Source organism: Arsukibacterium sp., assembly GCF_041616895.1.
Classification (GTDB): Bacteria; Pseudomonadota; Gammaproteobacteria; order Enterobacterales; family Alteromonadaceae; genus Alishewanella.
Genome location: NZ_JBFJPY010000018.1, coordinates 1 through 13,962 on the forward strand (window position 1 = coordinate 1; position 13,962 = coordinate 13,962).

Annotated in this window: 11 protein-coding genes; 7 read left to right on the forward strand and 4 right to left on the reverse strand. The window is 49.4% G+C overall.

What is annotated here, in order from left to right; translation table 11 throughout:
* Nucleotides 1-781 (reverse strand): patatin family protein (locus tag ABY802_RS05075; RefSeq protein ID WP_372625929.1); only part of this gene is annotated, 781 nt, incomplete at its 3' end.
* A gap of 180 nt (nt 782-961) precedes the next feature.
* Between ABY802_RS05075 and corA the strand changes: the two genes are divergently transcribed.
* The 5 genes from corA to ABY802_RS05100 all read left to right on the forward strand — a co-directional run bounded on the left by corA (nt 962) and on the right by ABY802_RS05100 (nt 4,842).
* The gene (gene corA, locus ABY802_RS05080; RefSeq protein ID WP_372625930.1) at nt 962-1,918 is read left to right on the forward strand and encodes a magnesium/cobalt transporter CorA; all 957 of its coding nucleotides are present in this window, start codon (nt 962-964) and stop codon (nt 1,916-1,918) included.
* Between the two features lie 104 nt (nt 1,919-2,022).
* Nucleotides 2,023-3,351: an amidohydrolase gene (locus ABY802_RS05085; RefSeq protein WP_372625931.1), complete on the forward strand. Its 1,329-nt coding sequence runs from the start codon at nt 2,023-2,025 to the stop codon at nt 3,349-3,351.
* Nucleotides 3,352-3,360: 9 nt separating this feature from the next.
* The gene (locus ABY802_RS05090; protein WP_372625932.1) at nt 3,361-3,939 is read left to right on the forward strand and encodes a DNA-3-methyladenine glycosylase I; all 579 of its coding nucleotides are present in this window, start codon (nt 3,361-3,363) and stop codon (nt 3,937-3,939) included.
* 144 nt (nt 3,940-4,083) lie between these two features.
* Nucleotides 4,084-4,317, forward strand: a complete 234-nt coding sequence (locus ABY802_RS05095) for a hypothetical protein (protein WP_372625933.1) — start codon at nt 4,084-4,086, stop codon at nt 4,315-4,317.
* A 27-nt stretch (nt 4,318-4,344) separates the two neighbouring features.
* Nucleotides 4,345-4,842 (forward strand): hypothetical protein, encoded by a 498-nt coding sequence (locus ABY802_RS05100; RefSeq protein ID WP_372625934.1) that lies wholly within the window; start codon nt 4,345-4,347, stop codon nt 4,840-4,842.
* A gap of 58 nt (nt 4,843-4,900) precedes the next feature.
* On the opposite strand, the gene phoR is transcribed toward ABY802_RS05100, so the two are convergent.
* On the reverse strand, nt 4,901-6,244 hold the full coding sequence (gene phoR / locus ABY802_RS05105; protein WP_372625935.1) for a phosphate regulon sensor histidine kinase PhoR: 1,344 nt from the start codon (nt 6,242-6,244) through the stop codon (nt 4,901-4,903).
* 5 nt (nt 6,245-6,249) lie between these two features.
* Complete coding sequence (gene phoB / locus ABY802_RS05110; protein WP_372625936.1) at nt 6,250-6,936, reverse strand: phosphate regulon transcriptional regulator PhoB; 687 nt, start codon at nt 6,934-6,936, stop codon at nt 6,250-6,252.
* A 368-nt stretch (nt 6,937-7,304) separates the two neighbouring features.
* Here phoB and ABY802_RS05115 point away from each other — a divergent pair, with 368 nt between their 5' ends.
* Both ABY802_RS05115 and ABY802_RS05120 read left to right on the forward strand, forming a co-directional pair.
* Nucleotides 7,305-9,992 (forward strand): hypothetical protein, encoded by a 2,688-nt coding sequence (locus ABY802_RS05115; RefSeq protein WP_372625937.1) that lies wholly within the window; start codon nt 7,305-7,307, stop codon nt 9,990-9,992.
* Between the two features lie 130 nt (nt 9,993-10,122).
* Nucleotides 10,123-12,774, forward strand: a complete 2,652-nt coding sequence (locus ABY802_RS05120) for a TonB-dependent receptor domain-containing protein (protein WP_372625939.1) — start codon at nt 10,123-10,125, stop codon at nt 12,772-12,774.
* Nucleotides 12,775-12,854: 80 nt separating this feature from the next.
* Here ABY802_RS05120 and ABY802_RS05125 read toward each other — a convergent pair whose 3' ends face one another.
* Nucleotides 12,855-13,760, reverse strand: coding sequence for a porin (locus ABY802_RS05125; RefSeq protein WP_372625940.1), 906 nt, complete (start codon nt 13,758-13,760; stop codon nt 12,855-12,857).
* Nucleotides 13,761-13,962: the final 202 nt, after the last annotated feature.

Here is a 13,962-nt window from a genome sequence, read left to right on the forward strand (position 1 = left end):
CCTGGCAGAAACGGCCGACAGCAAAGCCAACGGGGGGCGCCACTACGCTAATCCGGCAATCTGCGGGTGGCTTAGCAATAAAATCCAGCGCCTGATTATCTCGATGCGTGCGGTTCAGTACTGCGGCAAATAAATCAGGGTGCTGTTTAAAGAAAGGCTTCATTAATACTGGCAAGCGACTGACGCGCTTACGATAGCCGCGGGGCTGCGACAGCACCACGGTAATATCCCGCGCGCCCATTTCATAAGCCTTAATGACCGGAATGGCATCGGCAAGGCCGCCATCGGTCATCCGTTCACCGTCAATCTGCGGAAAGTCCCGATACATCAGCGGTATGGCGCAAGAGGCGGGAAACAACTGATGCATATTGTCCCGGGTCACTTCAAAATAACGTGGGTTACCTGAGTTTACGCTGGTGGTGACCGCATAGAGCGGGACTTGCTGAGCCAGATAATGATCAATATTTAGCGGTACTTCATCAAATGACGCATGCCACAACCAGCTGACATCGCAAAAGTGGCCGCCTTTGAGATAGCGACGCCAGTTAAGAAAATCAGCACGTCTGGCATGGTCCAGCAAAATTTGCCGGCTGCGGCCATGGTTGGCAGCCAGATAGCCAATTAAGGTAGTCGAGCCGGCAGACACACCTATCGCAAACTGATAAGGCTGATAGTGCTGTTCAATAAAGGCATCCAGCACACCGGCAGCGAAAATGCCCCGCATTGCCCCGCCTTCCACCACCAAGGCTGCAATATTCGGCTTAGCGGCCAGGTTCATCATTCCTCCCGTTGCTGGTTTATCGCCGTGTTAATCCCTATCCGACGATCAGTGTGGTTATGATAAACTGCTTCTGTAGAGGATTAAACCCCCGTTTACGCCGGCGCGTGCTGTGACATCGCGCATCGCCGGTACGATCAAGATCCGGCAAATTGACTTATCCCACATGGCTATGGAGGCATTATGATCCGTTTATTTACTATTGAGCACAGTATTATCCGCGAGATCCCCGTGGCAAGTGATACCCATGACATCGAGCTGATGCGCACCGCTCATTGGATTGATGCCCATGAGCCTACCGATGCTGAACGTGACATGCTAAGTACTCTACTCAGTGTCGAGCTGCCTGAGTCTGATGATGTAGAGGAAATAGAAGCCTCTGCCCGTTGCTTTGTCGATCAAGCCGGTATTCATGTGCACTCACTCTTTCTGGCACCCCAGGAGGGCCGCCATGCCACCGTAACGGTTGCCTGTATTTTGCAGGAGGAGCGTCTGATTACCATTCGGGAAGACGAAATTGCTGACTTTCGACTGCTACGGTTGCGAGCACGCCGCGGCCAGGTGAGCTGTTCCGATCCGGCCGGACTACTGGTCACCATATTAGAACAAAAGGTAGAGAACCATGCCGATACCGTAGAGGATTTGCACCGGCAACTGGAAGAGGTAAGCCATCTGGTGCTGGAAGAAAAAGACTCTGAACTGTATCAGGCGATCAGCAAAATGGCACGGCTGGAAGACAGCAACGGTAAAATCCGTTTGTGCTTAATGGATACTCAGCGCGATATTTCGTTTTTACTGCGTAACCTCAAAGGCCGGCCAACTCATGAAGAAACCCTGCGGGAAATCATGCGCGATGTGGAAACCCTGATGTCACACACGACCTTTCTGTTCGACAAAATTAACTTTCTGATGGACTCCACCCAGGGTTTTATCAATATCAAACAAAACCAGATCATTAAAACCTTCTCCATTGCTGCCGTAGTATTTTTACCCCCTACTCTGGTCGCCAGTGCCTATGGCATGAACTTCAGCCATATGCCAGAACTGGAATGGCTGCTGGGCTACCCCTGGGCTCTGGGACTCATGCTATTATCGGGTTTTGCCCCTTATTGGTTTTTTAAACGCAAAGGCTGGTTGTAGGTATGCTGCGGTAAAACAAGACGATTTATGCAATGCCTCTGCTTGGCTTTTTGGCTGGCAGCGCTTAAGGTAGTAATACGCCATTACCTTGAACCGGAATTTTTATGCGCTTGTCATTGCTGAGTCTGTCTTTATTACCTTTTTTATATGCCCCCCTGGCCAATGCTGAGCAGCAGTCGGCTGATAAACATCAATTAAGCGAGCAAATTGAGCAGGTTATGCCTAAGGTGATTGCCTGGCGGCGCGACATTCACCAGCATCCAGAATTATCCAACCGTGAAGTGCGCACGGCGGCCAAGGTTGCAGCACATTTGCAGAAACTGGGACTGGAAGTGCGCACGGGTATTGCCCATACCGGGGTGGTTGGCATTTTAAAGGGCGGCAAACCCGGCCCGGTGGTCGCGCTGCGCGCCGATATGGATGCCCTGCCGGTAACTGAACAAACCGGTTTGCCCTTTGCGTCAACAGTAGTCAGCGAGTTTAATGGCCAGCAAACCGGGGTAATGCACGCCTGCGGCCACGATGCCCATGTAGCGATATTAATGGGCGCGGCCGAAGTGCTGGCGAACCAACAAGCTGATATTAGCGGTACCATTATGTTTGTGTTTCAACCGGCGGAAGAGGGCCCGCCAGCAGGTGAAGAGGGCGGCGCTAAGATGATGCTGGCCGAGGGCTTGTTTGCCAACCCTACCCCGACCGCCATTTTTGGCCTGCATGTTTGGCCAGGAAACCCCGGCCAGTTGCAGGTAAAAACCGAGGGTATTATGGCAGCGGCTGATAGCTTTCAAATAACGGTTAAAGGTAAACAGGTGCATGGCTCCAGTCCCTGGCGCGGTATAGACCCAATTAATGTTACCGGCCAGCTGATTAACGCGATTAACCTAATACCGGCACGGCAGATAGATGTTACCAAAGCGCCGGCAGTGGTGTCTTTTGGGCAGGTGCACGGTGGTATTCGCTGGAATATTATTCCCGATGACGTAAAACTTGAAGGCACTATTCGTACCTTTGACAGCGAAATGCGCGAAGATTTAATTGCCCGCATGGCCCACACCAGCGAGCATATCGCCAAAGCCAGTGGTGCTGAAGCGGAATTCCATGTGCACAATTTCGCTGCCGTTACCTGGAACGACCCGGCACTGACCGACTGGGCGATGCCAAGCTTAATGTGGGCCGCGGGTGATGAAGGCGTAGCGTCGATAAAACCGATTACCGGCGCTGAAGACTTTTCGTTTTATCAGCAGCAGATCCCCGGCGTGTTTTTCTTCCTCGGCATTTCGCCGAAGGGCAAACCGCTAAGTGAAGTACCACCAAACCACTCACCGATGTTTGATGTTAACGAAGACGCCTTGGTTAATGGTGTGAGGGCACTTACCGGTTTAGCTCTGGATTATTTAGCAAACCCGCCTGAGCTTGCCCAAAATAAGAAATAAGGAAATAGCATGACCACCCCCTGCCGCTGTCACTGGGTTGATTTAACCAAACCGGATTACGTGGCTTACCATGACACCGAATGGGGCGTACCGGTGTATGCCGATAACAAGCTTTTTGAGTTTTTAACCTTAGAAGCCGCCCAGGCAGGGCTAAGCTGGTACACCGTACTAAAAAAACGCGATAGTTATCGCGAGGCCTTTGCCAATTTTGACCCGGTAAAGGTCGCCGCCTTTGATGACGCCAAAGTAGCAGAGCTACTGCAAAACCCAGGCATTATCCGCAACCGCTTAAAAGTAGCGGCGGCGATTAACAACGCCAGTCGTTTTTTAGAAGTACAAGCCGAGTTTGGCAGCTTCAGCACTTATCAATGGCAGTTTGTCGGCGGCAAACCGCAGCAAAACAATATTGCCGGGCCTGAAGATTTCCGTGCCACCAGCCCGGAATCTGATGCCTTTAGCAAAGATTTAAAAAAGCGCGGCTTTAAGTTTGTCGGCTCAACCATTATTTACGCCCACATGCAGGCCTGCGGTATGGTCAATGATCATCAACTTAATTGCTTCAGGCATCAACTGGTCGCTGCATTGTAGTTTAAGACAATCATTCCGTTACCTTTAATGTTAGTGTGGCGGCTTTGCACTATTTGTATCTGGCTGCAATACTTAGCTCAATTGTAACTTTTTGTTACCACGGCCGGCGATTGATAGCCCCATCGGTATAACGGATAAAGTGTTATGAAAATCTGTACTCTGTTGCTACTGGCTTTATGGCCCTTGCTAAGCCGGGCAAATACGGTGTTTTCGGTGTGCTATGAAGGCTCTGGTATGGCGCCATTTATCAGTGCCGGCAGCAATGGCAGCCAGCCCGAGGGCTTTCTGGTTGAGATGTTAAATGCGGCGGCAGCACCACTGCCCATTCAGTTGCACTACCAGCACGCACCCTGGCTAAGATGTCAGAAAATGGTATAGGAAAACCACGTTAATGCCACTTTAGCAATGATTTGGTCACCTGAGCGCGCGTTGCACTACCGCTTTCCCGATCAGCAAAGCGGTAGTGAGCAGTCACAACGTTATTTATGGCAGGCAGAATATCCGGTCTTTCATGCCAGAGATATGCGTTTTGCGCTGGCAGAATATCAACCGCAGTTCGGTATTAGCGCGCCGCTGGGATATATCGTTGAAGACTGGCTGCAACAACAAGGTTGGCTTAGCCCTTACAAATTCACGCTGGATGACGGCCTTAAAATGGTTGCCGACGGCAAGCTGGATGGGTATAGCGTCGAACGTCTGATTGGTAATTATCACCTGCAACAGCTGGGTCTTGCGGACAAGGTGACGGTTAGTGATGACAACATATTGGTTAAAAACTGGTATATCGTATTCAACCCGGATTTTTATGCTGAGAATACCCAGCTGGTCGAGCAGTTTTGGTTTAATCTTATTGCCGCCAGAGAAAAGCTCGAGGCGAACTATCCTCACATGCAAAGCAGATAGCCACATTTATGTTGCAGCTGGACGATAATATCTGTATCCGGGCGACGCACCGTTGATGCTATTTTACTTTAAACTTGGCTTTTTTAACGGGAGCGGTATTGCCATTACCCAATACCAGTTCGGCAGGTATGGTAAAAGAAAAACTACTGCCCCGGCCAGGCTCGCTGAAAATCATCAGCTGGCTGTTATGGCGTGATAAAACATGTTTAACGATCGCTAAACCAAGGCCAGTGCCACCGGTATTGCGGGCCCGCGCCTGATCAACCCGGTAAAACCGCTCTGTCAGCCTTTTTACATGATGCGGCGCTATACCCTCACCGGTATCATTTACCGCAAATACCGCGCGTTGATGCTGGCGCTGCCAGCTAACGTTTATGTCACCGCCCGCCGGTGTGTATTTAATGGCATTGGTCACCAGGTTGGAGAATGCGCTGCGCAGCTCCTCTGTCACCCCGGTAACCTTTAGATCGGCTTCGACAGTAAAGCTGATGTTATGCTGTTTTTCCCGATTCAGCGCCTGCGCTTCCTGCTCTATCGTTGCCAGCATGGAGGGCACGTCGACTTCATCGTCAAATTGCACCCGGGCAGAGGCTTCAATCCGCGACAGTGTCAGCAACTGTTGAACCAAACCGTCCATTCGTTTGGTTTGTTCGAGCATTACCTTATGAGCTTTCTGCCACATGGCCGGATCTGGCAATCGCTCGGCATCAATCACTTCCAGATAGCCCTGCAGCACGGTTAAAGGTGTGCGTAGCTCATGCGATACGTTGGCAACAAAGTCTTTGCGAATTTGCTCCAGCTGTTTTAGCTGGGTAATGTCACGAATAATCAGCAAGTACTGCTCGCTGCCGTATGGCATCATCTTGCATTCCAGCACCACACTGTTGCTGCCTTTAGCACTGATTTCAAGCGGCTGCTGAAACTGCTTTTGCTTTAAGAAGCTCTGAAATTCGGGGTTTCTTACCAGGTTATCAATCCGCTGACCTTCATCACTGGGCCAGCGCAAACCCACCAGCATTTGAGCCAGCTTATTACACCAGACAATAGTCCAGTCGCTGGTCAGCACGACTACTGCTTCTGGCAACGCTTCTGCACCATCTCGAAAGCGCCGTACCAGAGTTCGTAACTCTTTACGTTTTCTGCGCTCGCGCCGTTGCTGGTAATAAATGCCATCAAAAATTTGCTGCCAGAAGCCTTTACCTTCTGGTGGCGTTAGCTTGCGGTCGTGCCATAGCCATTTAGTTATTAAAAACAGGTGGTTATAGTTAGATGCCAGCAAATAAAAGCTCAGCAGTAACATAAACAACATGCTCTGGCCAAAAGGCCAGCCCACCAGACCTGCCAGAGAATAAAAAAGGAAGACCTTGCTAAAAATCTTCCCTTTAGAAAGCTGTGGCCGCATAAAACCTACTTAGCAGAAAAGCGATAGCCTGAGCCCCGCACCGTTTGCACCAGCTTATCATGCCCGGCGATAGAAATCGCTTTACGTAACCGACGAATATGCACATCGACGGTGCGATCCTCAACATAGACGTTTGTACCCCACACATGGTCAAGCAGCTGTTCGCGGCTATAGACCCGTTCCTGGTGAGTCATAAAGAAATGCAACAGGCGAAATTCGGTTGGTCCCATATCAAGCGGCTGCTGCTCGGCCATGACCCGGTGTGCTACCGGGTCGAGTTTCAGGCCCTGCACTTCAATAATTTCGTCCAGGCTGGTCGGTGACACCCGGCGAATGACTGCCTTGATCCGCGCCATCAGCTCTTTGGGTGAAAACGGCTTAGTGACATAGTCATCAGCACCGACTTCCAGACCTCGTACTTTATCTTCTTCTTCACCGCGAGCGGTGATCATAATAATTGGGATATTACGGGTCAGATCGTGCTGCTTCATTTTTTTGGCAAACTGAATACCGCTGCCGCCTGGGATCATCCAGTCCAGTAGCACTAAATCAGGATAGGGTTCAATCAGTTGGTTGACCGCACTGGGGAAATCTTCGGCGGTTATGGCCTGATAGCCATTTTGCTCCAACACAAAGCACAACATGTCACGGATTGGCGCTTCATCTTCTACCACCAGGATCTTTCTTGCCATAAGGTTCACCACATTCTGTTAGCCGGTATAAGTGCCGGACGTTTCTAACTGTCTCTGCTACTTAGTATTACTGCAGTTTATGACATTTTTATGAAAACACGAGGTTAATCTTGGTATCTGACTACTCCACCTGACACTCACCCAAATAAATAACATTGTTCACATTATTAAAACCTCAGGCCTACGGCTAGTGCGTGACAGTTAAATGAATTTTTTTTGACAGCCATAGCACCAGAGCACGTCAAATCATGGCAGCCAATGGCTGTCACTCAAGCGTCGTATTTATGTAATAAAAGCGTCATTCGTCTGCTGTAGGGTGCCAGCAACTTAATTGGCAACACCTATAACAACTCAACGGAGAGATGGTAATGGCTTTACGCAAACTGTTAAAACTAAGCGCAATAGCGTCAGCATTAATACTGGCTGGCTGCGGTGGCGACCTGGTGGTAAATGCAGGCAGCGACAACAATGGTGGCGGAAATGGCAGCGGTGGTGGTACCCCTCCACCCGTTACTTCTGATTGCCCGGCATTTGCAGTAGAAGGTGACAGTCTGGCCGGTCTTGATCTGCCAGTATGCGAAATCAGCGGCACTATTACCAGTGACACCCGCCTGACCAATGATATTGCATGGGCGTTAAGCGGCAAAGTTACCGTAGGTAACGACAATGCTGACAATTCAACCCTGACCATCGAACCTGGTACTTTTGTTTATGGTAAAAGCGGCGCTGACTACCTGGTTGTTGCCCGTGGTTCAAAAATTCAGGCAATTGGTACAGCGACCGCTCCTATCGTTATGACTTCAGTTAACGACATGCTGGGTTTATCTGACGAAGAGTCGCACGCTGAGTGGGGTGGTTTAGTTATTCTGGGGAATGCTCCAAGCAACAAATGTGACCAGGCAGATTTAGCCAGTTGTGAAATTCAGGCTGAAGGTGAAGCCGGCCCATACGGTGGTGCAGATCCGGAAGATGACAGTGGTGCGTTACGGTATGTACAGGTGCGCTACGCGGGTTTTGAAGTCATTCCAGACAATGAGCTTAACGGCATTACCTTTGCTGGTGTCGGCAGCGGCACTGACGTTGAATACATTCAGGTACACAATAACCTGGACGACGGTGTAGAATTTTTTGGTGGCACGGTAGATGCTAAATATGTGGTATTAACCGGCAATCGCGATGACTCTTTAGACTGGGCAGATGGCTGGACTGGCCGGATGCAACACGTATTAGTACGTCATAATCCTAATAATACCAAAGCAAACCGCGGCATTGAGGGCGACAATCAATCCGGTAATTTTACCGCGACTCCAATATCTAAACCCCGTATCGCTAATATGACCATCATTGGCAATAACTTCGATGGCGAAGACGACTCTGAAGGCGTGTTGTTGCGCGCAGGCACCGCGGCGGAGCTATATAACTTTATTGTCACGGGCCCAGCTGGCATGGGTGAGTGTTTTGAAATTAACTCTGCAGAGTCAGTAACCAATGCTGGCAACGGCGAGATTATTTTCCGTAACTCTATACTGGACTGCGCAGAACCGACCAAAAACTCTGTTGATGGCGCCGGTAACGTCACGCTGGATGCCAACGCCTGGTTTCGCGCGCAGCCTGGCAATATCGTCGGCGACGCCTTATTAGGTGGCTATATTCCAGCACCAAATTCTCCGGCGCTTGGCAATGGTTACAACGTTGCCAACAATGTAGATGGCTGGTTTGACAGCGTTGACTACATTGGTGCTTTTGATGGCGAAGAAGACTGGACAGTAGGCTGGACCGTCGGCATTCACCCGGAAGACGACCTGGCAGCCTGCCCTGCCGGCACCAGCGAAGTTAACAGCTTATCGGGCCGTTTAAATTGCCAGTTAACCGGTGATATCACCGCAAATGTAACGCTAGCCGCAGGTGCAGACTATGTATTAAGTGGCCGGGTCCGGGTTGGCGTGGATAAAACGACCCCCGCTACCTTAACCGTGCAGCCGGGCGTCCGGATTTACGGTAAGTCAGGCGCTGATTTCCTGGTGGTAACCCGCGGTTCAAAAATTGAAGCCAATGGTACCGCAGCAAACCCGATTGTGATGACCTCAGTGCAAGACATTATTGGTTCACCAACGGCGGCAGGCCAATGGGGTGGTTTGGTTATCCTGGGTAATGCGCCAAGCAACAAATGCGACCAGGCTAATCTGGCTGCTTGTGAAATACAGGCGGAAGGCGAAGCGGGCCCTTACGGCGGTGCTAATGCTAATGATAACAGCGGCACGTTAAACTATGTAGTAGTGAAACATGCCGGTTTTGAGGTTATTCCGGACAACGAACTCAACGGAATTACCTTTGCCGGTGTAGGTGCAGGAACTAAGTGCAGCAACATTCAGGTTCACCAGAATGTGGATGATGGCATTGAAATGTTTGGTGGCAGTGTTAGCTGTAAAAACGTGGTGTTAACCGCAAACGGTGATGATTCAGTAGACTGGGCAGATGGCTGGAACGGTAAGCTGCAATTTGTACTGGTTAAACACGCTGCTGATGGCTCCAAAGCAAACCGTGGTATTGAAGCTGACAACCAGTCAGGTAACTTCACTGCTACCCCGGTATCAAATCCGACTATCGCCAACATGACCATTATTGGTAATAGCTTTGATGGCGATGATGATTCAGAGGGTGTATTGCTGCGCGCAGGTACTAACGCTCAGTTGGCTAACTTTGTAATCACCGGCCCTGAGAGCATGGGCGAGTGTCTGGAGTTCGATTCTAACGAGACCAAAGCATTAGCTGCGGCGGGTTCTCTGACCATGACCCACTCTGTTATTGCCTGTGCAGAGCCGTTCAAGGGTGACCTTGGTAATGGTACCACCACCGAACAGTGGTTCCTGGGACAAACCGGTAACAGTGTTGCCGCTAACCAGGCTGCAGTACTGGACGGCATTTACACTATCGATGCCACCACGCCAAAAGATATGTCAGCACTGGATAACTTCTTTGAAGCGGTCAACTTTATCGGTGCAGTAGAAGCCAGCAATGACTGGACTGCTGGCTGGACTGTCGGTTTAGAAGACTAACAGCACTAAACACTGCCGGGTTTTCCTGGCAGTGTTTTTTTATTTCACTGCATTGAACCCACAGGTTGGCCGTTCAGTGCATCGCAGATGTAATAGTAAAAGCTGATAGGACAAAGTTCAGATGAGCAGCATGCAAAAGTTTAATTTCAGTCGTGTTGGCCGCAGTGTGTTGCTGGCCCTTAGCACGGCAACAGCCCTGGTAACACTGAGTACAGCAGCTCAGGACACGCCACCGGCCCAGGATCAGCAAGAAGAAGATGTTGAACGCATTTCTGTATCCGGCCGTCTGATGAGTACTGCTGCCTCTGCCGCAGCAGAACGTCGCGAGCAGGCCTATGTTGCTGAAGTACTGGGCATGGAGCAAATCTCCCGTGCCGGTGACAGCAATGCAGCCGCGGCGCTACGCCGGGTAACCGGTTTAACCCTGGTAAAAGATAAGTTTATTTATGTTCGTGGCTTGGGTGAACGTTATTCCAGTACCTTATTAAATGGCGCTATGGTACCCAGCCCGGACCCAACCCGGAACGTTATTCCGCTGGATATGTTTCCGGCAGGTATTATTGAAAGCCTGGTAGTACAAAAAGCCTATTCTCCTGAGCTACCCGCTGCTTTTGGTGGCGGTAACGTTAATATCCGGACCACCGCTATTCCGCTGCAAACCAGTTTTAACATTGCAATCGGTACGGGCTACAACAGCCTGAACAGCGACGATGGCTATGAGTATGCCGGTGGTGGTGATGACTGGCGTGGTAAAGACGATGGTACCCGGGGAATACCACCGGTGCTGGCCGATGCCCAGCAACAATTTGGCGTGTTAACCCCCATTAATATTGCCGAGGGCTTAGGGGGCATTAATGCCGGCAATCTGGCTCAGGCAGAAACCATTGTGCGTGAGCTCGGTACTACATTTAACCGTGATATTGATATTAGCCGCACCACCGTAAAACCTGATTTCGATGCCAGTGCCTCCTTTGGCACCCGCTTTGATCTGACAAAAAATATTGTGTTTGGGGTGATGACTGGCTTAAGTTACGATCGATCTACCCAGAATATTGACGAGCAAGAACGTTACTATTCTGTCTCAGGCGACAGCCTGGTGCCGTTGAATCGTTACGATGATATTAAAGGTACTGAGCATCAGGTAAAGCTGTCTGGCATGCTTAACTTTGGTTTAGAGCTGGGTATCGATCACCGCATCGAAACCTCAACCATTTATCTGAGTGACACCAAAGATGAAATAAAGATAAAAAACGGCGACAGCATCGAAACCATTAACGAAAATAACCGGTTTAACACTGATACCAGCATTTTGTATGAAGAACGCACCATGCTGAGCAACCAGTTACGGGGTAAGCACAACTTTCCGTTTCTACTGGATTTAGCGGTTGATTGGCAGTACACCGATGCCAAAGCGCGTCGCTATGCACCGGGTGAAGTGGAATATCGGTATCTGAACGAAACGCAAGCCGATGGCTCAGTATTCTCGTTTTTACGTCGCAACCAAAACGCCGTTAATTACAGTTTCAGTGATATGAAAGATAACACTGAAAACCTAAGCTGGAATGCCAACTTACCCCTTACGCTGGGCAAAGCAGAAATGACCTTCAGTGGCGGTTATAGTTACTTCGAACGTAGCCGTAACGCTCAAACTGACCGCTTTAACTTTGACACGGTGGGTTACAGTCTGCAGCGACTGTCAGGTCGCTTCTCAGAGATTTTCTCTGACAGCGCTATTTTAAACCCGGCCAACGGCTTTAAAATTTCTAACGTGACCACTCAGGCCGATGATTATCTGGCAGCCCAGATGATCGACGCAGGTTACGGAGCCATGGAGCTGACGTACGACTATCTGCTGCGGTTAAATATTGGTGTGCGCTACGAAGATTTTAAACAAATCTCCCTGCCGCTGCGGGCAGATGGCGCAATAAGCGGCAATGTAACCGACTCTATTCTGATGGAAGATGGCTTTTATCCGGCGTTGTCATTAACCTGGTTTGTTAACGACGACTTACAGGCACGCTTTGGCTACAGCAAAACCGTGGTCCGTCCGGATTTACGTGAAGTGACCCCGGTATTGTATGTCGACCCGTTAACGGACTTTAAAGTTACCGGCTTTTCAGGCTTGAAGAGCACCGATATCAGCAGTTTTGATACCCGCTTAGAGTGGTATTATGACAGCAGTAACTATAGTGTCGGTTTATTCTACAAAGATCTGGAAAACCCGATTGAAGCCATTGAATTATCAGGTTCAGACGGCAACCTGCTGATGTCATTTCGCAATGCGCAAAGTGGCAAGGTGTATGGCGTTGAAGCAGAGTTTTTGCAACAGCTGAATATGTTTGGCGGCGACTTTGGTCAGTTTGCTAACAATTTCTTTGTTGCCGGCAACCTGACAGTCAGTGAATCAGAAATCAGCATTCAGCGCTTTCCGGGCGCCGACTTAACCAATCTGACCCGGGGCCTGAGTGGCCATTCCAAGTATGTTGCCAACCTGCAGCTTGGTTTTGATTCTGACAATAACCAGCATAATGCCACCCTTACCTATAACGTATTTGGAAAGCGTATCGCGTTTGCCGGGGTTAACGACAAAGACGATGCTTTTGAGCAACCATTTCACTCACTCGATTTCACCTACGGTTATACCCCGCTGGAAAACATGACTGTGAAACTGGGTCTGAAAAACCTGTTGGACGAAGAAGTTGAAATTTTACAGCAAGGCGAAATCCTGCAGCAACGGACTGAAGGTCAGAGTTACAGTTTAAGCTTCTCTTACAAGTACTGATAACGCTTTCTGCTAAACGCAGTTAAAAGGTAAAAACAAAAACGCCGGTCAATGACCGGCGTTTTTTTCGCACAATAAACTTAGAATTTATGCTTGATACCCACTGCCAAATAGTCACGATCCGGCGCGGCCATATCAAAGTTAAAGCTGCTGTACCAGGCAAACAAAGTAGTGTTTTTACCCGCTTTATAATCGACGCCGACACTTACCGCGTCATCATCTTCCAGTGTTTGGTATTGGGCCTTAAGCTCAGTCTTACCCATCGGGTAAGCTGCACTTAGTAGCCAGCCATCCTGCTCCAGGCCGCTGACAATATTTTCCTGGGTATGGTACATCGCACCCAATTTAACATCGGCCAATTTGCCCTGGGCCTGAACGCGCATCGCATCAAAACCGGCGACATCAGAATCCATAGCAACTGAAGCGTAATACTTACTGTCTTTCAGGTTTTCATCACCGTAATAAACAGCAGCAGAAAACGCGTCCTCGGCATCAGCGGCATCTTCCATGATATAAGTTAAATGTACACCAAAGCCATTATACGTTGGGGTGTAATAGGTAACAGAATCACTGGCCCGCACTTCGCCACGCCAAAGTGCTTTTACGTCAGCTTCATAGTCGCTGAATAAATCAATTTTACCCTGAGCGTCTTTTAATGCCGTGTCGTGCCGACCTAATCGAACCTGGCCAAAGTTACCTTTTAAGCCAACATACTGGTTACGTGAGGTGATATTTTCGCCGCCGCTAACGTCTGCCAGATCGACCGCCCACTCTACCTGATATACCAGAGTAAGACCGTGTTCTAATTCAAAGTCACCTTTCAAACCAAAGCGTGAACTGTTGCTTTTTAACTCAGAAAAGCGGCCTTCTCCTTCGTCGCTCGATTGAGCTGACACATTAAGCTGACCATAAACGGTTACCGGATCAGCCTGTACTGCTGTGGTACTGGCTAATGCGATTGCTAACACCAATGCTGTTTTTTTCATATCTTTTACCTGAGTTAATTCTGCAATTATTGCTGCTATCACAGCCACCGTCGCGATTATTGACAGCGACCATACTATGGTCATTTTATGACAGCTTTATGACAACATGGCACTTTTATGACTTTTAAGTGACCTTGATATGATCTGAAGCCACTTGCATGTCACTTTTTAAGCTCTGAAGTTTAAAGTAATTAGAAAGCTG